Consider the following 22,701-nt stretch of genomic DNA (forward strand, 5'->3'; position numbering starts at 1 on the left):
GCGGCTGCTTCGACCGATGCTCATCATGATCGCAGTGGTCCTGATCATCGTCGCAATCATCGCCGGCGTGAAGTTCACCCAGATATCGAAGCTGATCGCCCAATCAAAAGCGCCACAACCGGCGTCGGTAGTGACCGCTATCAAGGCACAGTTCGCTGATTGGCAGCCAAGCGTCTCGGCGGTGGGTTCGATGAAGGCCGTGCGCGGGGTCGATGTGACGACTGAAGTCGGCGGCATTGTTCGCACTATCGGCTTCAAACCCGGGCAAGAAGTTGCGGCCCAAGCCCTCCTCGTCCAGTTGAATGCCGATTCCGACATCGCCCAGTTGCATTCGCTGGAAGCCACGGCGGACCTGGCCGGCACGGTTCTGAAACGTGACAAGGCTCAACTGGCGGTGCGTGCCGTGTCGCAAGCACTGGTCGACGCCGACGATGCCGACCTGAAAGCCAAACTCGCCGCCGCCGAGCAACAACGGGCGCTGGTAGCGAAGAAAAGCATTCGCGCACCGTTTGCCGGACGCATCGGCATTACCAGCGTCAATCCCGGCCAATACCTCAACCCCGGCGACAAGATCGCGACGCTACAAACCTTCGACCCCATCTACATCGACTTCAACGTCCCACAAACTCAGTTGCAATCGATTGCCATCGGACAACCCGTCTCCGTCACGGCGGACGGTCTGCCCAAGCAGACATTCGCCGGGCAGGTCACGTCCATCGACACCAAGTTTGATCTGACCACACGCAACGTCACTGTCGAGGCAACCATCGGCAACCCCGCACAACGCCTGGTGCCCGGCATGTTTGCCCGGGCCTCTGTCGAGTCCGGCGACAAGCAGCATTACCTCACCATTCCACAGACTTCCGTCACCTATAACCCTTACGGGACTACCGTATTCATTGCCACGACGACAAAAAATGACAAGGGCGAGGACGTGCTCACGGCGCAACAGACCTTCATCCAGACAGGCCCGACCCGTGGTGATCAGGTGGCCATTGTCTCCGGCGTGAAGGAAGGCGATCTGGTGATCACCAGTGGCCAGATGAAGCTTAAAAACGGCTCGTCGGTGAAGGTCGATAACACCGATGCGCCCCTGAACGACGCTGCCCCGACGCCACAAGAACAATAAGGTGTCCCATGAAATTTACCGATACCTTCATCAAGCGACCGGTCTGGGCCGTCGTCATCTCGCTGTTCATCCTGATACTGGGGCTGCGCTCGATCTTCGGTTTGCCGGTCAATCAGTGGCCACGCACCGAAAACACCGTAGTGACCATCACCACGGCCTATTACGGCGCAGACGCTTCGACGATCGCAGGCTTCATCACCCAACCCTTGGAGGCGGCCGTTGCCCAGGCACAAGGGATCGACTACCTGGCCTCCTCCAGCATTACCAGTACGTCGACCATTACCGCGACGCTGCGTCTCAACTATGACGCCAGCAAGGCGCTGACCGAGATCAATACCCAGGTCAACTCGGTCAAGAACCAGCTGCCGGCGCAGGCGCAGGAACCAGTGCTGACGGTGGCCGTTGGGCAGACCACTGACGCCATGTACCTTGGCTTCTACAGCGATACCTTGCCGACCAACAACATCACCGATTACCTGGTGCGGGTGATCAAACCCAAACTCGATTCCCTGGAAGGCGTACAGACGGCGGAAATCCTCGGTGCTCGCCAATTTGCGATGCGGGCCTGGCTGGACCCCAACAAATTGGCGGCGCATAACGTCTCGGCACAGGACGTTTCCGTGGCCCTGGCCAACAACAACTACCTGTCCGCTGTCGGCTCGACCAAAGGGCAAATGATCACTGTTGACCTGACCGCCGGGACTGATTTGCACACGGTGGATGAGTTCAAGCGACTGGTGATCAAGCAGAACGGCGATGCGCTGGTGTACCTGGAAGATGTCGCGACCGTCAGCCTCGGAGCGGAAAACTACGACAGCAGCGTAGCGTTCTCCGGCAAGCGCTCAGTGTTCATCGGCATCAAGACTGCGCCGACGGCCAACATCCTGAATGTCGCCGATAACGTGCGCAAAGTGTTCCCCGAACTGCAATCGCAATTGCCTGCGGGTGTTCGTGGCGAAATCGTTTATGACTCCACGGCGTTCATCAACACGTCCATTCAGGAAGTCGTCAAAACCCTGGCCGAAGCCATGGTGATTGTCTCGATAGTGATCTACCTGTTCCTGGGTTCGTTCCGGGCGGTGATTGTGCCGTTGGTGGCGATACCGCTGTCGCTGATCGGCACCTTTTTCATCATGTTTTTGCTGGGCTACACCATCAACCTGCTGACGTTGCTGGCGCTGGTACTGGCGATCGGTCTGGTGGTGGACGACGCGATCATTGTGGTGGAAAACGTTGACCGACATATCAAGGAGGAAGGCAAAAGTGTACTGGAGGCTGCGCTGCACGCGGCGCGGGAGTTGGGTGGCCCGATCGTAGCCATGACCGTGGTGTTGATTGCCGCGTACGTGCCGATCGGCCTTCGCAGCGGCCTGACCGGTGCGCTGTTCAAGGAGTTCTGCTTCTCGCTGGCTGGCGCGGTATCGGTGTCAGCGGTGGTGGCGTTGACCCTGTCGCCGATGATGACCTCGCGCTTGTTCAAAACAGGTCAGGAAGAAGGGAAATTCGCCCGCAAGCTTGATGAGTATTTCGACTGGCTCCGTGGCCGCTACCACCGCGTGCTGTCCGCCGGGCTGGATGCCTGGCCGGTGCTGGTGACCTTCGGCTTCCTGCTATTCCTGCTGGTGGCGGCCAGTGGCATGACCGCCAAGAGCGAGCTGTCGCCTACCGAGGATCAGGGGCTGGTGTTCATGCAGATCAAAGGCCCGCCGACGGCGTCGCCCCAGCAGATGGAAAGGATTGCAGATCAGGTCTTCCAGATCGCAAAACAGGAGCCTGAGTATGCGCAGATGTTCCAGTTGACCGGTTTGCCGGCGCTGAACCAGGGCCTGGGCGGCGTGTTGATGAAGACCTGGGCCGACCGCGATCGGTCCCAGGCGCAGTTGATCCTGGAACTGCAACAGAAGTGGAGTCAGATACCCGGCGCGTCCATCGCGGCGTTCCCGTTGCCGTCGTTACCGGGCGCTCAGGGATTGCCAGTGCAGTTTGTCATCACCACCACCGACACGGTCGAGAACTTGAATGAAGTGGCCAAAGCAGTGCTGGCCGAGGCGACGAAACAACAGTTGTTCTATTTCTCGGATCTGGACCTGAAACTCGACAAACCGCAGGCCAAACTGGTCGTTGACCGGGAGAAAATTGCCGCCCTGGGCATGACTCAAGCAGACGTTGGCGCAGCGTTGTCGGCCGCATTGGGTGGCAACTACGTCAATTACTTCTCGACCGCCGGGCGCTCGTACAAAGTCATTCCTCAAGTGGCGCAGATCAATCGGCTCAACCCGGACCAGATTCTCGACTACTACATTCGCACGCCATCAGGGGCAATGATTCCAGCGCGCACCGTGGCGCATATCGAGACGTCAACGGAGCCGGAATCGGTCAATCACTTCCAGCAACTCAACTCGGCGACCATTTCCGGGGTCAGTGGTACAGCTCAGGGCGAGTTGCTGCAAAAACTGGGCGGTATTCTAAAAAACGTGGCGCCCTCCGGCTATTCGTCCGACTTCTCCGGTGAATCACGCCAATTCATTCAAGAGTCCGGCGGCTTTGTGGGCCTGCTGTTGTTCTCGATCCTCATCGTCTATCTCGCGCTGGCCTTCCAGTTCGAGAGTTACCGAGATCCCGTGGTGATCCTGTTTTCAGTGCCTCCGGCGCTCTTCGGTGCGCTGGCGTTCATCACCATGGGGTTCGCTTCGATCAACGTTTACACACAGGTGGGTCTTGTCACCCTCCTCGGCCTCATCACCAAACACGGGATTTTGATCGTACAGTTCGCCAACGAACTGCAACGTGCCGGACACAGCAAGCGCGAGGCCATTGAAGAAGCGGCGGGCGTACGGCTGCGGCCGATCCTGATGACCACTGCGGCGATGGTTCTGGGGGTGGCGCCACTCGTGTGGGCCTCCGGCGCGGGAGCGGCGGGACGTCATGACATGGGCCTGGTTATTTTCTCCGGCCTTTCTATTGGCACCCTGCTGACATTGTTCATGGTGCCCGCCATGTACTTGTTCATTGGCTCGACTCACCATCAGGAGACCGAGGCTACAACAGAGCCAGTGATCGATGGCGCTGAGTGATCGGCGTGGGAGCGGCGTGGGAGCGGCGGCGCAACTGGCACGCCGCTCTCACAGTCAACCCTGGCTGTGCCTTAGTTGATCATGATGCTGTTGTAGTCAGCGGTCAGTCCCTCCAGGTGTGTTTTATAGCGATTCAGAAATCTGGACAGCTCAGATTGTGTGTAGTCCGTGCTTTTCAATTTATCGAGGCTCATGGAAAAGCCCAGCCACACACCCACCACCGCAATGACTTCCTCACCGACTACTCGGCGCTGGCGGCCAATTTCTACGACGGCGTTGATATCGGATAAAGCATCCTCTGCGGTCTGAAGGTTCTTGTTCAACCCCTCCATCAATTGGGTGAGTGCCTGAATTTCTTTGTCCAGGTTGTTCCGTGACGTCGCAAGCTCGATGTACTTAATACCGCCGGATACAACGCCCAAGACCTTTCTAACCAGTTCAACCCCTTGCTTCACCGCCTCTTTTTTCGGGTTCTCCATGTCCAGGCCATCGAGTGCTTTGCTGTCAGGTATGTAATCTTTATACATGTCGGCCAGATTAAATTCGCGAATCACGTCCTGCGCTTTGATAAGCGTGTCGCGCTGCTCCACACACGTCGCTTTGCTGAGGCTGTGATCATTCAACGCCACCAGCAATCTGGCTTTACGCTCCCGTGCCACTTTCAACGGCTCATCCGCCCGCTCATCAATCTCGACCTTATATAAGCTGCGCACTTCGTTCTCAAGAAAGCGCGAACGATCGGTGAACTTTGCCTCGACTCCCGCCAGCATCGCCTCGATGTTGCCTTTGATATTCAGGATTTCTTCGCTGACCATGTCCCGATCTTGCGACGTCAGATCGTTCCTGGCCAAGGCGTCGTTCAACTCGGCGAGCGCATCAAAATAACTCTGCCCGGATGCGCTATTCAGCGCGGTCAGCAACACGGGAAACGATTCGCGCATGGTTTGATCGATATTGTTCAAATACGCAGCGACTCGTTGCGCCCGGTCCTGCAAAACGTCAGCCCGGTCCTGTCTGAAACTGGCGAGTCTCGAGACGTCACGGATGGTTTGGATTATTTTCTTTACATCAATGTATGGAATAAGGTGAGTGTCGATCGCTGTCACAGTGTTCATCGCAGTATCCTCTGGTTGGCCGCGCGGTCAGTTAAAGCTCTTCTTGTATTCTTCCAGGGCTTCATTAAAAACGGCCACCAGTTCACCGGCGGTGTTCTTTACATCGCGCCACGGGTCAATCACCTGCGCGAACTCAGCGACAAATGAAGTCAGGCGCAAGGCATTGTTGATACGTCCAAACTGTTCAGCCGAGGAATCTATCTTGCTCAGGATGGTTTGCCACATTGTGTTCAGGATATTAAGTGCCGCCTCGGCGCCGGCCATGCGAATACCGATATCGCCAAAATTCGACAGGGAGCTTTCCATGGCGCTCTGCAAACTTTCCTTGCCACTGACGGACAACTCCAGGGCATCAACCTCGCCCTTCAACGTGTTGCGTTCTTTGCGGGCGGCCTCCGCTTTCGGGCCAAATATCGAACCAGAAATCGGCCAGAAAATCGGCAAGCCACCGGAGAACGACATACCGACGTAATAGTCGTAGTCCTTGTCCAGTTGGGTGATCCTGTCTTTTTTTGTACGAATGGTTTCTTTGGAACTGGCGATGGATTCGAGCAAATTGTTTCGTTCCATCAAGTCATATTTGCCCTTGACCTCGGACTGCAATCCAAATGCGCGCTTGCCAGTCGACAACTCCCCGCCCGCCAGTTCAATTTTGAAATTGGAAATACGGTCTTTGAGCTCTTTCGTTGCGCTTTGCTGACGTTTGATATCGACCTTCATCAACTCGATTATTTCAGTCACCGAAGTAGCCACTTCGCCGTCATCAGAGGTGTATTTGAGGCCCTCCAGATCAGTATTGCTCAGCCCGCCCAGAGTGGTCCTCACCCGCTCCATGATAGGCATTTCCTTGATGATGGAAATGGCCTCACTACCACTGCTGACGATGTTTTTAGCCGCCGAACTCAAGTCGATGCTTTGCTGGACAATCTTGTTCTCCACCGCATCCCAACTGGAAGCATGGATTTTTATTTTCTTGAACAAAACCTGAATGTCGCTTGGCTCAAGCCCGGCAATATCAATTTTTTTGTATTTAAGGTAGGCCTCGACTTCCGGTAATTCGCTGGGCAGCGAAAGGCCTTTCTTTACATATTGTTTTATTTTGATGACATCTTCTTTGGTGAAAACCCCTGCACCGCGTGCAACACCGGGATACTCACCCGATATCAGATGAAGTACCGCTTTGGGAAGGTCGTTGCTACTTTCTGAATCTTTCAAAAGAACAGCCATGGAGTTTGCCTCGGTTCATTAAGATCGATACACCCGTTGTATCGATGAACAAAAGCTAGATGACCTTTGTGTTGCGTCAAACCACCTGAAAGACTGTGAAAATCTTTCAGATGATTGATTGATAAGGAAATACTCGCTGTACTCAATCAACAATGGAAACATTGAGCTACATATGCAAGACAAGTCCTACAGACAGGGCTTATTAGAGTCCGGATAAACAATCAAAATTTCATTCTATTAACCCGACCTGCACGCTTCAGAGTTTCACTCGGCAGTTCTTTGAATAAGGCGTGATAACTGCTGGAAAACCGCCCCAAATGCCAGAACGACCAATGCATCGCAACTTCGGCGACCGTCGTTTCCATCGCTGTGCGGCTGAGCAGTTCGCGATGCGCGCTGTTGAGCCGGCGCAAGCGCAACCAATGAGTCGGTGTCATCCCGGTAAAGGCCTTGAATGCATGCTGCAACTGGCGCAGCGACACCCCTGCGACCTGAGAAAGCTCCAGCAGGTTGAGGGTTTCTTCCGGCGCATCGGCGGCCCATTCTCCGACGCGTTTCATAATCGTTCGCTCTTCGGAACGGCGCTGCAAACCGCCACGGTCGAGACGCACACAAGCGTTGTCGAGGATGTACAGACAGTCTTCCAACAGTTGCAGGGTCAACGCCTCACGACTCGGCGGATCGAGTGTCTGCGCCAGTTGCGTCAACGTGGCGCTTAACCAGCGGCTGAACAGCGCGTTCTGCTGGCAATTGAGCGCCGACATGAACAGCCCTTCCAGCCGTGCCACATTCAAACCATGACGCTGAACGAACTCCGGACCGAACACCACGGCGATCTCCTGGTAGTTCTCGGGGGTGATCCAGATGTTGCGACTTTCACCATTCAACACGTACAGCGAGTTGTCGCTGCGATCAAAACAGAACGCCAACGAACCTTGCGGCGCGCTGAAATTCTGCTCGACCCGAGTGTTCATGTGCTCTTCGTAAATCTCCACGCCTTGCAAATCCAGATAGCGCACCAGCCCGGCGAAATGCCCCGGCGACATCTGCTGGTAATGCTGTACCCAACCCGGGGTGGCGCGGATTTGCTCGGCCACATCGGCGGTGTTGAACGCTTGGACTTGTAACGGATTGCACGCTGTCATGGGTGACCTTACGCACTCGTTTGGTGCGTTTTGGTGCTGCTTAAAGTGGATAGATGGAACCGCAAGGCTCGCCCAAGATAGTCGTCAACGCGTCTCAGGGGAAGTGTCCGTCGGATGAAACCGCCCTCCCCGGCGTTACTAAAACCAATAACGAGGTCTTTATGAATGTCCCTTTCGATCAGCTGTTCACGTGGCTGAAAGATCACAAGATTACTGAGGTCGAGTGTGTGGTCAGCGACTTGACCGGCATCGCTCGCGGCAAGATTGCACCCACCAACAAGTTCCTGCATGAGCGAGGCATGCGCCTGCCGGAAAGTGTGCTTTTGCAAACAGTAACCGGGGACTTTGTCGACGACGACATCTACTACGACCTGCTCGACCCGGCCGATATCGACATGATCTGCCGGCCTGTTGCTGATGCGGTCTACGTGATTCCGTGGGCAATCGAACCGACCGCTATCGTGATCCACGACACCTTCGACAAGTTCGGCAACCCGATCGAACTGTCGCCACGCAACGTGCTGAAGAAAGTTCTGCAGCTCTACACCGACAAAGGCTGGAAGCCGATTGTTGCGCCGGAAATGGAGTTCTACTTGACCCAGCGCTGCGAAGACCCGGACTTGCCGCTCAAGGCGCCGCTGGGCCGTTCCGGTCGTGCGGAAAGTGGTCGTCAGTCGTTTTCCATCGACGCCGCCAACGAGTTCGACCCACTGTTCGAAGATGTCTACGATTGGTGTGAACTCCAGGGTCTGGACCTCGACACGCTGATCCACGAAGACGGCCCGGCGCAGATGGAAATCAACTTCCGTCACGGCGATGCCCTCGACCTCGCGGACCAGATCACCGTATTCAAACGCACCCTGCGCGAAGCGGCCCTCAAGCACAACGTTACCGCGACGTTCATGGCCAAGCCGATTGGCGACGAGCCGGGTAGTGCCATGCACCTGCACCAGAGCGTGGTCGATATTGTCACCGGCCAACCGATCTTCGCCGATGCCGACGGCAAGATGAGCGAGTTGTTCCTGCACCACATCGGCGGCCTGCAAAAGTACATCCCTAAAGTGCTGCCGATGTTCGCGCCTAACGTCAATTCGTTCCGCCGCTTCCTGCCGGACACTTCGGCACCGGTGAACGTCGAATGGGGCGAAGAAAACCGCACCGTCGGCCTGCGCGTTCCGACCTCAACCCCGGACGCGATGCGCGTGGAAAACCGTTTGCCGGGCGCTGATGCCAACCCATATCTGGCGATTGCTGCCAGCCTGTTGTGCGGTTACCTCGGCATGGTCGAAAAGATCGAGCCGAGCGCTGCAGTGCAGGGCCGCGCCTATGAACGTCGCAACTTGCGCCTGCCGATCACCATCGAAGACGCCCTGACCCAGATGGAAGAGTGCGAAACCGTCGGGCGTTACCTGGGCAGCAAATTCGTTCGCGGTTATGTCGCGGTGAAGCGCGCCGAACACGAAAACTTCAAGCGCGTGATCAGTTCCTGGGAGCGTGAGTTCCTGTTGCTTAGCGTCTAAGCAATCTCCCGCATGAAATTGCATTCTCCCTGTGGGAGGGGGCTTGCTCGCGAAGACGGCGGCACAGTCAACATTGATGTCGCCTGACACACCGCTTTCGCGAGCAAGCCCCCTCCCACAGGGAGAATGCCAACGCCTAAAATCCAACAACCCGAAGAGGTGTCGATATGCGTCTATTGAAATCCGTGGTTCCGGTCACGCTGGCATTGTTGTTCAGCGCCGTCGCGCAAGCCCAACCCACCGTCAGCGTCTACAACTGGACCGATTACATCGGCGAGACCACCCTCGCCGATTTCCAGGGCAAAACCGGGATCAAGGTAATTTACGACGTATTCGACTCCAACGAGACCCTGGAGGGCAAACTGCTCGCCGGCCGCACCGGGTATGACGTGGTGGTGCCGTCCAACCACTTCCTCGCTCGCCAGGTGAAGGCCGGCGCGTTCCTCAAACTGGATCGTTCGCAACTGCCTAACTTCAAAAACCTCGACCCGAAACTGCTCGCGTTGCTGGAGAAAAACGATCCGGAAAACGCCCACTCGGTGCCGTACCTGTGGGGCACCAACGGCATCGGCTACAACGTCGACAAGGTCAAGCAAGTGTTGGGCATCGATCACATTGATTCCTGGGCCGTGCTGTTCGAACCGGAGAACATCAAGAAACTCAGCCAGTGCGGCGTGTCGATGATGGACTCGGCGGATGAAGTATTCCCGGCAATCCTCAACTACATGGGCATGGACCCACGCAGCGAAAACCCTGAAGACTTCAAAAAAGCCGAAGCCAAGCTCTTGAGCATCCGGCCTTACATCACCTATTTCCACTCCTCCAAGTACGTGTCGGACCTGGCCAACGGCGACATCTGCGTGGCGTTCGGTTACTCCGGCGACGTGTTCCAGGCCGCCAACCGCGCCAAAGAAGCGAAGAACGGCGTGAACATCGCTTACGCCATTCCGAAGGAAGGCAGTAACTTGTGGTTTGACCTGTTGGCCGTTCCTGCCGACGCCGCCAACCCCAAAGAAGCCCACGCCTTCATCAATTACCTGCTGGACCCGCAAGTCATCGCCAAGGTCAGCGCCTCGGTGGGCTACGCCAACCCGAACCCGGCCGCCAAGCAGTACATGGACGTGGCGTTGGTGAACAACCCAGAGGTCTACCCTTCCCAGGAAGTGCTCGACAAACTCTACATTTCCACCACCCCGCCCCAGGCGATCATGCGACTGATGACCCGTTCCTGGAGCAAAGTGAAGTCCAATAAATGAATCAGTACCGCAACGAACACGCCCGTTCCTATTACGCCGCCAGTGCAAAAAAACTGGCGCCCTACCCCACGCTGGCTTCGGACCTTGATGCCGATGTCTGCGTGATCGGCGGCGGGTTTACCGGAGTGAACACCGCCATCGAGCTTGCGCAGCGCGGACTCTCGGTGATCCTGCTGGAAGCCCGGCGCATTGGTTGGGGGGCTAGCGGGCGTAATGGCGGGCAGTTGATTCGCGGTATTGGCCATGACGTTAGCGGGTTCGCTCGTTATGTCGGCGCTGAAGGCGTGGATTACATGGAACGCGCCGGGGTCGAATCCGTGGCGCTGGTGGGCAATCGAATCCGCGAACACGGGATCGACTGCGACCTGCGCTGGGGCTTCTGTGAATTGGCCAATACGCCGGCGCAGTTCGCTGTGCTCAAGGCTGAGCAAGAGGAGCTGGTTCAATCCGGATACGCCCATGAAACCCGAATCGTCGGCCCGGAGCAGATCCGCCAGCAAGTGGTGAATTCCGGGGTGTATGCCGGCGGCTTGATCGACATGGGCTCCGGTCACCTGCACCCGCTCAATCTGGTCCTCGGCGAAGCGCGGCTGGCCGAATCCCTCGGCGTGCGGATCTTCGAGCAAAGCGATGTGCTGGAGATCATCCACGGCAGTACCGTGCAAGTTCGCTGTGCCGGCGGCACGATCCGCGCCGGCAGCGTGGTGCTCGGGTGCAACGCGCATCTGGAAGAGCTCGAGCCGAAGCTCAGCGGCAAGGTCCTTCCGGCGGGCAGTTACATCATCGCCACCGAACCGCTGTCAGCCGAGGTCGCCGCGCAATTGATCCCGCAGAACCTGGCGCTGTGTGACCAGAAAGTCGGCCTGGATTACTACCGGCTCTCGGCGGACCGACGCTTGCTGTTCGGCGGTGCCTGCCACTACTCCGGGCGCGATCCGGCGGACATCGCGGCGTATATGCGCCCGCAGATGCTCAAGGTGTTCCCGCAACTGGCGAACGTACGCATCGACTACCAATGGGGCGGCAAGATCGGCATCTCGGCCAATCGCTTTCCTCAGGTTGGGCGCTTGAGCCAGCACCCGAACGTCTACTACGCCCAGGGTTACTCGGGCCATGGCCTGAACGTGACTCACTGGTGTGCAAAATTGCTCGGAGAGGCAATCCATGCCGGGCACAGCCAAGGTTTCGATGTGTTCAGCGCGGTGCCGCACATGACCTTCCCCGGTGGCCGCGCCCTGCGTTCACCGCTGCTGGCGCTGGGTATGTTCTGGTATCGGCTGCGCGAAATGCTCGGTTAACTCCCCCTCCTCCCTGTAAAACCGAATCCTGTAGGAGCGAGGCTTGCCCGCGAAGGCGTCCTTGAAATCGCCTTCGCGGGCAAGCCTCGCTCCTACGGGTCGACAGTGCAAACGTCGAAGATATCTGTGGTGGTTGTTCTCGCTGCGGGGGCGCCTGAACAACGGCACTGCCGGGCCGATCAGTTAAGGACCTAACACCGCAATCCCTGTGGGAGCGAGCTTGCTCGCGATGAGGGCATAACATTCAACATTTTTGTTGACTGTCACGCCGCCATCGCGAACAAGCTCGCTCCCACAGTTTTGCGCCTTACCTGACGGGCTCCTGCAACATGGCGACTCTGCCAGTCTTCAGCCTTTTAATTTGCTCAATCGCAAGGCACTTCTATATTGATGAGGTGCTCTGACTTTCCAGCCTCCTTGCGAATGCGACCCATGGCCACGACTGACCAGTTGATCATCTGCGAGCACTGCGACTGCGTGTATGAAAAAGTCACGCTCGCCAAACATCAGAAAACCCTGTGCACCCGCTGCGGCGGCGTGCTCCAGCGCTATAACGGCCTGACGGTAGAGCAGCGCCTGGCCTTGACCTTCACTGCATTGGTGCTGTGGGTTTTTGCCAATTTCTATCCGGTCATGAGCATCAACCTAAAAGGCCTGAAAAACAGCGCCACGCTTTGGGACTCGGTGCTGGCCCTGAGTCTGGGGCCGATCACGTTCATCGCCATGGTGGCGGCGATCGCCATGATCATCGCGCCGATCTTCCAGTTATTGCTGCTGATCTGGGTATTGAGCTTCGCCCTTGCACGCCAGCGCGCGCCGGGCTTCAGGTTCTGCATGCGCTGGCTGGAAGCGCTCAGGCCCTGGAGCATGCTGGAAGTCTGCCTGCTGGGTGCGATGGTCGCGGTCATCAAGCTCGCCGGGTTGCTGGATGTACTGCCCGGTATCGGCCTGTTCGCCCTGGCCGTTCTCAGCCTGATGATGATCCGCATCGCCGGGCGCGATATCCGTGAACTGTGGGACATTTTATGACAACGCCTCCGGTCGCCAGCGAACTCGGCCTGTGCCTGTGTCACAGCTGTGGCCTGGCCTGCGACATGACCAACGACCCTCACGAATGTGAGCGCTGCGGTGCGCCGCTGCATCGGCGCAAGACGAATTCCCTTGGCCGGACCTGGGCCTATATGTTCACGGCCCTGGCGTTTTACGTCCCGGCCAATCTGTTGCCGGTGATGAACACCCAAATGGTCGGCAACGGCGCCGACAGCACCATCATCAGCGGCGTGCTGGAGTTTTGGGAATCCGGTGCCTGGGACATTGCCTTGATCATTTTTATCGCCAGTATCGCGGTGCCTGGCATCAAGTTCGTCGCCCTGACGTTGCTGCTGGTGACTGTTCGGCGTGACAGCCAATGGGCGCGCAAGGAGCGGTCGAAGCTGTACCGTTTCGTCGAGGTTATCGGTTATTGGTCAATGCTCGATGTGATCGTGGTGGCGCTGGTGGCCTCCCTGGTCAAGTTTCAAGCCCTGGCCGATATCGAACCGCGTCCGGGCATTCTGTTTTTTGGCCTGGTGGTAGTGTTCACCATGCTCTCGGCGATGAGCTTCGATCCGCGGCTGATCTGGGACAGCGAGCTAGATAAACCAAATAACGAGGAGGTCATGGATGAAGTCGCAAGCCACTGACGGGCCGCAAGCCCCAGGTCAGGCCAGTATCAAGACCCGTCGTTTCAGCGTATCGCTGGTATGGATCGTGCCGATTGTGGCCGTACTGGTGGGGATCTCCCTGGTGGTGCACAGCCTGATGCAGGAAGGCCCGACCATCATCGTGACCTTCAAGACCGGCAGCGGCCTGACCGCCAACAAGACCGAAGTCAAATACCGCAATGTGGTTATCGGCCAGGTCTCGGATGTCGAATTGAGCAACGACCAAAAGAGTGTCGATGCCACGATCAAGCTGTCCAAACAGGCCGAAACCTTCACCCGAGAAGACTCGCAATTCTGGGTCGTGCGCCCGCGTATCGGGGCTGGCGGCGTCTCGGGCATCGATACTCTGCTGTCCGGCGACTACATCGGCGCCGATATCGGGCACGCCGATGGTCGCGCGAAGAACTTCAAAGGCCTGGAAAACCCGCCGCCCATCACCTATGGCGAGCCTGGCAAGCGCTTCAGCCTGCATTCCCAGGACCTCGGTTCGCTGGATATTGGTTCGCCGATTTATTACCGCAAGATCCCGGTCGGCCAAGTGGTGGCTTATGCGCTGGATGCCGACGGCAAAGGCGTCAATCTCGAACTCTTTATCCACGCGCCCAATGACGCCTATGTCACCGAGAACACCCGGTTCTGGAACGCCAGCGGCATCGACCTGAACATCGGCGCCAACGGTTTCGCGGTGAAGACCGAATCGTTGTCTTCATTGCTGGTGGGTGGCATCGCCTTTCGTGCTCCGGACTACAGCCCCAACGATCAGCCAGCCGCAGAGGAGAAAACCTTCGAGCTGTTCGACGACCAGATAACTGCCCTCGCCCCGCCCAACGGCAAACCGCAGTACCTGAGCCTGCGTTTCGACCAGGCCCTGCGCGGGCTCAAGGTCGATGCGCCGGTTGAATTCCTCGGCATGGAAATCGGCAAGGTGGTGGCGATCAATCTGGATTTTGACGAAAAGAAACGCAGCTTTCCGGTCAACGTCGGCATCGTGATCTACCCGCAACGCCTCGGCCAGGCGCATACCAAAATGATCAAGGCCTTGATGCATGACCCCAATGACGAGGCCGCAGGCATACGCCTGATGGGCACCTTTATTGAAAACGGCCTGCGCGCCCAGGCCCGCAACGGCAACCTGTTGACCGGTCAACTGTACATCGCGCTGGATTTCTACCCGAAAGCGGAAAAAGTCACGTTCGATCCAAATGCCCGGCCGGTCAGCATCCCGACCATCCCTGGCAGCCTCGAGCAATTGCAGGAAAAACTGGAGGCCATGGTCAACAAGATCAACCAACTGCCGGTGGAACGGATTGCCAGCAACCTCGACAGCAACCTCGTCGAGCTGCGCAAAAGCCTGGCGCAATTCAATACCAAGACTCTGCCCGGCGTGCAGACCACTCTGGCGGACGTCAGCAAGACCCTGAACTCGGCCAGCTCGACCCTCGCCGAAGACTCGCCGCAACGCGAACAGCTGACCCAGACCCTGGACGAACTCAAACGCATGTCGCGTTCCCTGCGTGAACTCTCGGACTACCTGGGACGGCACCCGGAATCGCTGATTCGCGGCCGCCCCGACAACGCGGCGCCGTCGGACCTGCAAGGGCCACCGCGTAACTGACCACAGGAGCAACACCCATGGCTTTTTCGCCAAAGTTTACGTTGGTTGCTGCGTTGTTACTCCTCACGGCGTGCCGCAGCGATCCGATTCACTTTCACACCCTGACCCCGGCACAACCTGCACGCGGCAGCGGCGACGAGATCAAGATCGAAGGCATCAGCGTGCCGCCTCAGGTGGATCGTCCGCAGATCGTCATTCGCCAAGGCAACAGTGGCTTGGCGATCCTCGAAACCGACTGGTGGGGTGCAAGCCTTGCGGATGAATTGCGCAGCGCTCTGGTGGACCAACTGTCGAACGCCAACCCGCAGCACAAAGTGTCGCTGCGGGTGGATGTGCAGCGCTTCGACTCGATTCCAGGTCAGTACGGCTTGATCGACGTCAAATGGCGCCTGCGCCCACTCGGCGCCGGCGATAACACGCTGGTCACCTGCCGCAGCACGTTGCAGACGCCGTCAGGGCCGTCCATCGACGATCTGGTGACCGCCCAGCAGAACAACGTCAAACGCCTGGCCGCGGTGATCAGCCAAGCGGCCGCCGCGCAACGGGGTTGCCCGGCGGCCCTGTGATAAACACCATCCTTGTAGGAGTAAGCTTTGCTCCTACAAGTCGTGCGGCATCAGCTCAACGGTGAAACAGCAACCGTTTGGCTCAAGGCTGCTGAGCGCCACCCGCCATTGCTGCTTGGTACAGATGCGCTGAACCAGTGAAAGCCCTAACCCGAGCCCCTCTCCCCGGCTTTCATCACCCCGGACAAATGGCTGGAACATCGCGTGGCGCTTTTCTTCGGGAATACCGATGCCGCTGTCTTCGACACTGAAACCGTGTTCACACAACGTCAGCCGGATGTAGCCACGATCGGTGTAGTGCCAGGCGTTGCGCAGCAAATTGCTCATGACCGATTGCAGGAACGTCAGGTTATGCTGCTGCGCTGAGGTGTGGGTGGCATCGTAGATGAACTCGATACCCTTTTCCCGGATCAATCGCCCCCAAATATCGGCCAGGCTATCGGCGACTTCTTTTAAGGTCGCGCTAGCACCGGTGCCGGAATCCTCTCGAGCGCGAGCCAGCATCAGAAATGTTTCGACCAACTGCTGCATCTCGTGGCTGGCCCGGGCAATACGACTGACCTGCGCCGATGAACGAGGGTCCAGCGAGGGATTGCTCAGCAGCAATTCACAGGAACTGGCCAGTACCATCAACGGTGTGCGCAACTCGTGGCTGACATCGCTGGTAAAGAGCTTTTCCCGGCCCAACGCGGCACGCAGCCGCCCCAGGGTCTGGTCGAACGACAGCGCCAGTTCCCCGACCTCGTCCACCGCATAATCGGGGTGCAGCGGAGGCGCCAAGTCCAACAACTGATCGCGATGGCGCACCTGGCGTGCCAGTCGAATCACCGGGGCCATCACCCGTCGCGCCAGTAGCCAGCCCAGGGTGACCGCCAGCGCAATGCTCAAGACGAAACCGACAATCACCACCGCGAACAACACATGCTCACGTTGTTCGAGACTGAGTTGGTTACGCAGCAACACGTATTTGCGCCCGCCCACCACCTCGGCCATGGCGTAGAAGTCGTCGCCCTGATACTCGATTTCCTGAAAACCCGGGGCCAGCGCTTCCAGTTCAGAGTCCATGGACAAGGCCCCCTGCCCGCCCTGGACAAAAAACAGCTCGTCCTTTTCAGGTCGATGGCTCCAGTCGCTGGTGTCATCCATCAGCAGCAGGCGGTTTAGCCCGCCACCGAGGCTGGTGGTCGTCAGCTTGCGCTCGACCACATGCACCGTGGCGATAATGCCCAGCGCAAAGATCCCGGCGACGAAGGCGCTCATCAGGGCAAATACGATCACAATCCGTTTGGTCAGGCTCTGTTTGAAATCCATACCCATGCGTGGCTCCACTGCCGGTTTCAAACTGGGACACCTGCGGTGTCGGGCTGCGTCCTGCGGCGCCGACGTTCGAACCAAAGATAGACCACGGGCGTGGTGTAAAGCGTCAGAATTTGTGAAACCGCCAAGCCACCGACAATCGCAATACCCAGCGGTTGGCGCAACTCGGAACCGGCACCGTGTCCGAACGCCAGCGGCACAGCCCCGAGCAAGGCTGCCAGCGAGGTCATCAGGATCGGTCTCAAACGCAACAAGCAACCTTCCCGGACGGCCTCACGGGGTGACATGCCCGTCAACTGAGCTTGCAGGGTGAAATCGACAATCATGATCGCATTTTTCTTGACGATGCCAATCAACAGAATGATGCCGATCATCCCCAGCACCGACAGGTCCTGACCGCAAATGATCAGCGCCAGCAGCGCACCGAAACCGGCAGATGGCAGCGTCGAGATGATCGTCAGCGGGTGAATGGCGTTCTCGTATAGCACACCGAGCACGATGTAGACCGTGAGAATGGCCGCCAGAATCAACCAGGGCTGCGATTTCAGTGAATCCTGAAAGGCTTGGGCGGTGCCCTGGAAACTACCGACGACGGTGTCGGGCATCGCCACGGCCAGGGACGCCTGGTTGATTGCGCTGACCGCCTCACTCAACGCGTGGCCGGGTGCCAGGTCGAACGACAGCGTAATGGCCGGGAACACGCCCTGATGGTTGATGATGATCGGCACTTGCTCGATCTTGACGTTCGCCAGCAGGCTCAGCGGCACCAGGGCGCCAGAGCTTGAGCGCACAAACAGATGCGCAAGCGTCGCGGTGGAGGTTTGCCAGCTTGGGTCCAGTTCCAGAATCACATGGTTCTGATCCAACTGAGTGAACATCGTCGCAATCTGCCGTTGGCCGAAGGCGTCGTACAGCACATCGTCGATGGCCTGCACCGTCACCCCGAGGCGTGCCGCCGTCGGCCGGTCGATGACCAGGGTCGATTGGGCAATGGCTTGTTGCTGGTCGGACGTCACGTGTTGCAACTGTGGCAACGTCTTGAGTTTTTCCAGCAATACGCCGCTCCAGTGGTCCAGCTCGGCGCTGTCCGGGTCCTGCAAGGTGTACTGATACTGGGTTTTACTGGCCCGGCCACCGATCTGGATGTCCTGGTTGGCCTGCATGTAGACCTTGATCCCGGACAACTTGTCGAGGGCCGGTTGCAAGCGGCGGATGACCTCGCCGGCGCTGGCGGTGCGCTCGCTGAACGGCTTGAGGTTGATCATCACCTTGCCTTGGCTGACCGTCGGGTTCGGGCCGATCCAGAAATACACCCGAGCCACCGCCGGATCCTGGCCGATCACTTCGGCAACACGGTTGACCTGCGCCCGCATGGCGATAGGTGAGATATCCGGCGCCGCTTCGGCGACGCCCTGAATCAAACCGTTGTCCTGCTGCGGAAAAAAGCCCTTGGGAATCGCGACATACAACACCGCCGTCGCCGCCAGCGTCGCCACGGCCACCGCCAACGTCAGCCGCTGGTGATCAAGCACCCAGTCGAGGCTGCGTCGATAGCCATTGTGCAACCCAGTGAACACCCGCTCACAAGCCAGGGCAAAACGTCCTTCCTCGGTTTCGGCGTGGGGCTTGAGCAGCCAGGCACAGAGCATCGGGGTGATGGTCAGCGAAACGATGCAAGACATGATGATCGCCACGCTGACGGTCACCGCAAACTCACGCATCAGTCGGCCGACAATCCCGGACATCAACAGAATCGGCAAGAACACCGCGATCAGCGACACCGTCATCGAGACAATAGTGAACGCCACCTCACGCAAACCATCGACCGCCGATTGCAGGCGCGATTTGCCCATTTCAAGGTGTCGGACGATGTTTTCCATAACCACAATGGCGTCGTCCACAACAAACCCGACGGCAATCGCCAGGCCCATGATCGACAGGTTGTCGAGACTGTAGCCCAACAGGTACATCACCCCGAACGTCGCCACCAGGGACAACGGAATGGTCAGGCTGGGGATCAGCGTCGCGGTGGCTTTGCGCAAGAACACAAAAATCACCACGACCACCAGTGCAATCGACAGCAGCAAAGTGAATTGCATGTCATTGACCGAGGCTTCGATAGTCTGGGTGCGGTCGCCCACCACCTGAACCTGCACATCTCGCGGCAATGAGGCGGTCAGTTCGGGAAGTTTTGCCTTGATCGTGGCGATCGTCGACAACAGGTTGAAACCCGGTTGCTTGTGGATGTCGACAATGACGGTTGGCTCGGCGCCCAACTGCGCGGCTTGCTGGGTGTCTTCAGCGCCGGCAATCACCCGGCCCAGATCGCCGAGCTTGATCGGCATGCCGTTTTTATAGGCAATGATCTGGTCGCTGTAATGCTGCGGGTCGAGCAACTGGTCGGTCGCCCCGAGGGTGATCGACCGTTGTTGTCCGTCCAGGCTGCCTTTGGGCTGATCCAGGGTGCTGACGCCAATCACGCTGCGCACGTCTTCCAGGGTCAGACCACGAGCGGCCAGCGCATCGGGATCGATCTGCACCCGCACGGCGGGTTTCTGTTCGCCGTGAAAATCCACCAGGCCCACGCCGGGCATCTGCGACAGACGTTGGGCGATGTAATTGTCGGCGTAGCGATCAAGTTCCGGCAGCGTGCGGGTCGGTGAGGTAACGGCCAGGGACATTACGGTGCCTTCAGCCGGGTTGACCTTGTTGAAGGTCGGCGCGCTGGACATGGTCTTGGGCAGATTGGGTGTCGCCGTGTTGATTGCCGTTTGCACATCCTGGGCGGCGCCATCGATATCCCGCGACAGGTCGAACTGCAGCACAATCTGGGTTTTACCTGCTGCACTCGACGAGGTCATCGACGTGACTTGCGGTACAGCGGCAAACGCCCGCTCCAGTGGCGTGGCCACTGAGGACGCCATGGTCTCGGCGCTCGCCCCGGACAGTTTGGCGGTGACCTGGATGGTCGGGAAGTCCACTGTCGGCAATGGCGCCACCGGCAGTTGAAAATAGGCGAAGGCGCCCAGCAGCATGACCCCGAGGGCCAGCAAGCTCAGACCGACGCGCCGTTGAATCAGACCGGCCAGCCCATTCATTGTGAAGCCTCCACCAGTGCCGCCGAATTGTCAGGCGTGACCGGCGTGACTTTCAGCCCAGGCGCGACGCGGGATTGCCCCTGCACCACAACGGTTTCGCCGGCCGCGAGGCCTTGGCGAATCCACTGTTTGCCTTCAACCACCGTCGCGGCATCGACCAGGCGCGGCTGCACCCGCTGATCAGCATCGACCACATAGACAAAGTTGCCCTGACGCCCGAATTGCACCGCATCGGCCGGCACCACGGTGACGTCGCGGCGGGTCTGGACCAGCAACCGTGCGCTCACCAATTCCCCCGGCCACAGTTGACCGGCGGCATTGTCGAATTGGGCCTTGAGCTGGATCTGCCCACTGGCAGCGGCCACCTGGCTGTCGATGAAACTCAGTTGGCCATGGGCGATTTCCTGGTGACCGTCGCGCGTCATCGCGACAACCTGTAACGCGCCTTTGGCGTTTTCTTCGAGGATTTCTGCCAGATCATCCTGGGACACCGCGAAAGCCACGGAGATCGGATTCATCTGGGTAATCGTCACCAGCCCCGTAGCCTCAGCACCATGGGCAATGGAACCGACGTCGAGCAGGCGCTGGCCGGTGCGGCCGGTCAACGGCGCCTTGACCTGGGTGAATTCCAATTGCAGGCGCGCGGTATCCAGTGCTGCTTGATCCGCCTGCACGGTGGCTTGCTGGGCCGCCAGATTAGCGCGAAAAGTATCAACGTCCTGGGTCGGGCCGGCCTTGGCAGCGGCCAGTTTGCTGGCTCGGTCCAGGCTGACCCTCAGATTGGCCAACTGCGCCTGATCCTTGGCGACCAAGGCTTGGGCTTGAGCAACCTGGGCCTGATAAACCCTCGGGTCGATCACCGCCAACAGGCTGCCGGCGGTGACGGTTTGTCCCTCATTGAACAGGATTTTTTGCAGCTCGCCGTCCACCCTCACCCGCACATTCACACTGTTGAGGGCCTGCACATTGCCGATGGCACTGATCCAGACCGGCAAGTCCTGACGACTGACTTGGGTCATCTGCACCGGCACCGCCGCTGCTTCAGACTTCGCCGGCGCTGCCTGGGCCCGCTTGATCCATTGAAAACCGCCGAGGGCTGCGCCGAGCGACACAATCACCAGGCCCCAGAGAGCAACGCGACGACGTGGGTGTAGAACATTCATGGGTGAGCCACCTGGGAAGGAGAATTGGAAGCGATGGTGGCGGCGGAAAAATCCCCGCCCAAGGCGCGAAACAAACCGACAGCGGCCTGAAGGTGTTGCAGGCGCACCTGCAACAGCGTGTCTTCGGCCTGGTACTGGGTGCGCTCAACGATCAGTAAGGTCTGGAAATCGGTAGAGCCCAGCCGGTAGCGAACCTGTGCCAGCCGCGCGGCTTCGCGGGCCGAATCGACGGCCGATTGGTTCAAGGCGTAACTCTTGTCCAGCTCACGGGCGGCGCTGACCTGGGTTTGGACGTCTTGCAGCGCCTCGATGATCGACTCACGGTAATTGGCGGTCAGCTCCTGCACATGAGCCTCGTCGAAATGCAGCTGGCCCTTGAGCTGGCCACCGGCGAACAGCGGCTGACTTAGGGTGCCGATAGCGCTCCAGATCTGTCCGCCGGCGATCGTATCGATACCGCCCAGCAGGTCCAGTGAGAGGTTGGGCAGAAACGCGGCACGGGCCACACCGACATCGAAGTTCGCCGACGTCAGCCTCGCCTCGGCTGCTTGAATGTCTGGACGCTGACGCAACAAGCCAATCGGCAGGCCGGTCGAAGGCTGCGGCACTTGCAAGGTGTCGAGCCCGTTACCTTGCAGATGAAAGCCTTGGGGTGGCGCGCCGACCAGTACCGCCAATTGGTACAGCGCCAAATCCCGTTGCTGACGCAACCCTGGCATCGCCGCTTCAAAGGTCTGCATGGCATTGCGTTGCTGAGCGACTTCGAGATTCGACACCGCGCCCTGGCTGGCCTGGACTTCCACCAGGTCGAGCACTTGCCGGGCATCGTCAGCAATCGACTGGGCCAGACGCAGGCGTTCTTCCAGCGACAGCACCTGGAAGTAACTGTCAGCAATGCTCGCGCCCAGAGTCATACGCAATGTATGGGCGTCGAACACACTGGCGTTGGCCAGGGCGTCGGCGGAATCGGCTGCCGCACGCTGTTTGCCCCAGAAATCCACCTCGTAGGTGGCTTCGGCAAAGACGCTGCGTTTTGCCGTGGTGCCGTAGTTGTTCTGACGCTGGAAATTGCCCCCCAGATTCAGCGCCGGGTATTGGCCGGCGCCCACGACTTGTGCTGAAGCACGCGCCTCGTCAATCCGACTGACCGCAGCCTTGAGGGTGTAATTGGAGGCCAGGCCACGGGTGATCAGCGAGTCGAGTTCGGTGCTGTGAAACTCGCGCCACCACTGCCCGCCCGGCGCCGATTGGCTGTCTGGCGTGCCATCCCACTGTGCGGCCACGGGCAACTCGGGTTGCCGATACTCGGGCACCATCGAGCAGCCGCTCAGCGCCAGCACGCCGAGCAACATCAAAGACATCGGTGAATAACGCGCGGAACGTAAGGTGCGCACCGCCAAGGTTGCAACGGACATGGGCTAGCTATCTCCCGCTTGAGCCTCTGTGGACTAGTCCACGAATGAGGCGAAGATAGC

The 22,701-nt window shown here is 58.7% G+C and carries 16 protein-coding genes; 9 read left to right on the forward strand and 7 right to left on the reverse strand.

All coding sequences use genetic code 11. From position 1 onward, the window contains the following. The first annotated feature begins 16 nt into the window (after nt 1-16). Together AC1MEW_RS19705 and AC1MEW_RS19710 are read left to right on the forward strand one after the other, a co-directional pair. On the forward strand, nt 17-1,129 hold the full coding sequence (locus AC1MEW_RS19705) for an efflux RND transporter periplasmic adaptor subunit (RefSeq protein ID WP_480427293.1): 1,113 nt from the start codon (nt 17-19) through the stop codon (nt 1,127-1,129). Nucleotides 1,130-1,137: 8 nt separating this feature from the next. Further along, nucleotides 1,138-4,203, forward strand: a complete 3,066-nt coding sequence (locus AC1MEW_RS19710) for an efflux RND transporter permease subunit (protein WP_201257471.1) — start codon at nt 1,138-1,140, stop codon at nt 4,201-4,203. A gap of 71 nt (nt 4,204-4,274) precedes the next feature. Here the strand turns inward: AC1MEW_RS19710 and AC1MEW_RS19715 are convergent, their stop codons facing one another. From AC1MEW_RS19715 to AC1MEW_RS19725, 3 genes are all read right to left on the reverse strand, one after another. Then, on the reverse strand, nt 4,275-5,318 hold the full coding sequence (locus AC1MEW_RS19715; RefSeq protein ID WP_201257472.1) for an alpha-xenorhabdolysin family binary toxin subunit B: 1,044 nt from the start codon (nt 5,316-5,318) through the stop codon (nt 4,275-4,277). A 27-nt stretch (nt 5,319-5,345) separates the two neighbouring features. Further along, nucleotides 5,346-6,545 carry an alpha-xenorhabdolysin family binary toxin subunit A gene (locus tag AC1MEW_RS19720; RefSeq protein WP_201257473.1) on the reverse strand — a complete coding sequence of 400 codons (1,200 nt, stop codon included), beginning with the start codon at nt 6,543-6,545 and terminating at the stop codon, nt 5,346-5,348. A gap of 221 nt (nt 6,546-6,766) precedes the next feature. Further along, nucleotides 6,767-7,690: a helix-turn-helix domain-containing protein gene (locus AC1MEW_RS19725; protein ID WP_322268449.1), complete on the reverse strand. Its 924-nt coding sequence runs from the start codon at nt 7,688-7,690 to the stop codon at nt 6,767-6,769. Between the two features lie 161 nt (nt 7,691-7,851). Here AC1MEW_RS19725 and AC1MEW_RS19730 point away from each other — a divergent pair, with 161 nt between their 5' ends. The 7 genes from AC1MEW_RS19730 to AC1MEW_RS19760 all read left to right on the forward strand — a co-directional run bounded on the left by AC1MEW_RS19730 (nt 7,852) and on the right by AC1MEW_RS19760 (nt 15,648). Next, nucleotides 7,852-9,210, forward strand: coding sequence for a glutamine synthetase family protein (locus AC1MEW_RS19730; protein ID WP_201196915.1), 1,359 nt, complete (start codon nt 7,852-7,854; stop codon nt 9,208-9,210). A 167-nt stretch (nt 9,211-9,377) separates the two neighbouring features. Beyond that, entirely contained in the window at nt 9,378-10,466 is a 1,089-nt protein-coding gene (locus AC1MEW_RS19735; protein ID WP_322268448.1) for a polyamine ABC transporter substrate-binding protein, read from the forward strand. Beyond that, entirely contained in the window at nt 10,463-11,764 is a 1,302-nt protein-coding gene (locus AC1MEW_RS19740; RefSeq protein ID WP_323570631.1) for an NAD(P)/FAD-dependent oxidoreductase, read from the forward strand. The genes AC1MEW_RS19735 and AC1MEW_RS19740 overlap by 4 nt, the downstream gene beginning before the upstream one ends. Before the next feature lie 432 nt (nt 11,765-12,196). Next, complete coding sequence (locus AC1MEW_RS19745; protein ID WP_322268447.1) at nt 12,197-12,793, forward strand: paraquat-inducible protein A; 597 nt, start codon at nt 12,197-12,199, stop codon at nt 12,791-12,793. Continuing rightward, nucleotides 12,790-13,446, forward strand: a complete 657-nt coding sequence (locus AC1MEW_RS19750; RefSeq protein ID WP_480423264.1) for a paraquat-inducible protein A — start codon at nt 12,790-12,792, stop codon at nt 13,444-13,446. Before AC1MEW_RS19745 ends, AC1MEW_RS19750 begins: the two co-directional genes overlap by 4 nt. Next, nucleotides 13,427-15,082, forward strand: a complete 1,656-nt coding sequence (locus AC1MEW_RS19755; protein WP_201203692.1) for a PqiB family protein — start codon at nt 13,427-13,429, stop codon at nt 15,080-15,082. The genes AC1MEW_RS19750 and AC1MEW_RS19755 overlap by 20 nt, the downstream gene beginning before the upstream one ends. 17 nt (nt 15,083-15,099) lie before the next feature. Beyond that, a complete protein-coding gene (locus AC1MEW_RS19760; protein ID WP_480423266.1) occupies nt 15,100-15,648 on the forward strand; it encodes a PqiC family protein in 549 nt (182 codons plus the stop codon). A 33-nt stretch (nt 15,649-15,681) separates the two neighbouring features. On the opposite strand, the gene AC1MEW_RS19765 is transcribed toward AC1MEW_RS19760, so the two are convergent. From AC1MEW_RS19765 to AC1MEW_RS19780, 4 genes are read right to left on the reverse strand one after another with little or no spacing between them, the layout of a single operon-like run. Next, nucleotides 15,682-16,959 carry a sensor histidine kinase gene (locus tag AC1MEW_RS19765; protein ID WP_322270896.1) on the reverse strand — a complete coding sequence of 426 codons (1,278 nt, stop codon included), beginning with the start codon at nt 16,957-16,959 and terminating at the stop codon, nt 15,682-15,684. Nucleotides 16,960-16,985: 26 nt separating this feature from the next. Beyond that, on the reverse strand, nt 16,986-20,063 hold the full coding sequence (locus tag AC1MEW_RS19770; RefSeq protein WP_480423267.1) for an efflux RND transporter permease subunit: 3,078 nt from the start codon (nt 20,061-20,063) through the stop codon (nt 16,986-16,988). Further along, nucleotides 20,060-21,226 carry an efflux RND transporter periplasmic adaptor subunit gene (locus AC1MEW_RS19775; RefSeq protein ID WP_322268444.1) on the reverse strand — a complete coding sequence of 389 codons (1,167 nt, stop codon included), beginning with the start codon at nt 21,224-21,226 and terminating at the stop codon, nt 20,060-20,062. Before AC1MEW_RS19775 ends, AC1MEW_RS19770 begins: the two co-directional genes overlap by 4 nt. Further along, nucleotides 21,223-22,641, reverse strand: coding sequence for an efflux transporter outer membrane subunit (locus tag AC1MEW_RS19780; RefSeq protein WP_323570485.1), 1,419 nt, complete (start codon nt 22,639-22,641; stop codon nt 21,223-21,225). Before AC1MEW_RS19780 ends, AC1MEW_RS19775 begins: the two co-directional genes overlap by 4 nt. Nucleotides 22,642-22,701: the final 60 nt, after the last annotated feature.

The organism is Pseudomonas sp. ASL4 (assembly GCF_056680395.1).

Coding starts and splice junctions, on each gene's coding strand:
- AC1MEW_RS19755 (WP_201203692.1), top strand. CDS start 13,427: ATGAAGTCGCAAGCCACTGACGGGCCGCAAGCCCCAGGTCAGGCCAGT.
- AC1MEW_RS19765 (WP_322270896.1), bottom strand. CDS start 16,959: ATGGATTTCAAACAGAGCCTGACCAAACGGATTGTGATCGTATTTGCC.
- AC1MEW_RS19730 (WP_201196915.1), top strand. CDS start 7,852: ATGAATGTCCCTTTCGATCAGCTGTTCACGTGGCTGAAAGATCACAAG.
- AC1MEW_RS19710 (WP_201257471.1), top strand. CDS start 1,138: ATGAAATTTACCGATACCTTCATCAAGCGACCGGTCTGGGCCGTCGTC.
- AC1MEW_RS19735 (WP_322268448.1), top strand. CDS start 9,378: ATGCGTCTATTGAAATCCGTGGTTCCGGTCACGCTGGCATTGTTGTTC.
- AC1MEW_RS19740 (WP_323570631.1), top strand. CDS start 10,463: ATGAATCAGTACCGCAACGAACACGCCCGTTCCTATTACGCCGCCAGT.
- AC1MEW_RS19720 (WP_201257473.1), bottom strand. CDS start 6,545: ATGGCTGTTCTTTTGAAAGATTCAGAAAGTAGCAACGACCTTCCCAAA.
- AC1MEW_RS19750 (WP_480423264.1), top strand. CDS start 12,790: ATGACAACGCCTCCGGTCGCCAGCGAACTCGGCCTGTGCCTGTGTCAC.
- AC1MEW_RS19715 (WP_201257472.1), bottom strand. CDS start 5,318: ATGAACACTGTGACAGCGATCGACACTCACCTTATTCCATACATTGAT.
- AC1MEW_RS19725 (WP_322268449.1), bottom strand. CDS start 7,690: ATGACAGCGTGCAATCCGTTACAAGTCCAAGCGTTCAACACCGCCGAT.
- AC1MEW_RS19780 (WP_323570485.1), bottom strand. CDS start 22,641: ATGTCCGTTGCAACCTTGGCGGTGCGCACCTTACGTTCCGCGCGTTAT.
- AC1MEW_RS19775 (WP_322268444.1), bottom strand. CDS start 21,226: ATGAATGTTCTACACCCACGTCGTCGCGTTGCTCTCTGGGGCCTGGTG.
- AC1MEW_RS19770 (WP_480423267.1), bottom strand. CDS start 20,063: ATGAATGGGCTGGCCGGTCTGATTCAACGGCGCGTCGGTCTGAGCTTG.
- AC1MEW_RS19760 (WP_480423266.1), top strand. CDS start 15,100: ATGGCTTTTTCGCCAAAGTTTACGTTGGTTGCTGCGTTGTTACTCCTC.
- AC1MEW_RS19745 (WP_322268447.1), top strand. CDS start 12,197: ATGGCCACGACTGACCAGTTGATCATCTGCGAGCACTGCGACTGCGTG.
- AC1MEW_RS19705 (WP_480427293.1), top strand. CDS start 17: ATGCTCATCATGATCGCAGTGGTCCTGATCATCGTCGCAATCATCGCC.